1 protein-coding gene is annotated in these 279 nt (G+C 58.1%); it reads right to left on the minus strand.

Annotated elements, in window-relative coordinates; all coding sequences use genetic code 11:
- A partial coding sequence (locus ACO0LB_RS21000; RefSeq protein ID WP_423052695.1) for a response regulator occupies nucleotides 1-279 on the minus strand: 279 nt, incomplete at both ends.

Raw genomic sequence — 279 nt, forward strand, 5'->3', positions numbered from 1 at the left:
GAGTGGTAGCGTATGCGCGCCAGCAATTCCAGCTTGTCTGGCAATTTCACCACGTAATCGTTGGCGCCCACGGCAAAGCTGTAGGCCTTCAGTTTCGGGTCATCCTTGGCTGACAGCACGATCACGGGCACGTGCGCCAGCGCTTCCTGTTCGCGGTATAGCTTGATCAGCGGAAAACCATCGGTGCCTGGCAAGACCAGGTCTTGCAGGATGACCTTCGGCTGCAGCCGCAGCGGCGTATCGAGCGCCTGCGTTGCATCCGTAATATAGTGGAATTCG

It is taken from the genome of Undibacterium sp. SXout7W (genome assembly GCF_049339385.1).
Classification (GTDB): domain Bacteria; phylum Pseudomonadota; class Gammaproteobacteria; order Burkholderiales; family Burkholderiaceae_D; genus Undibacterium.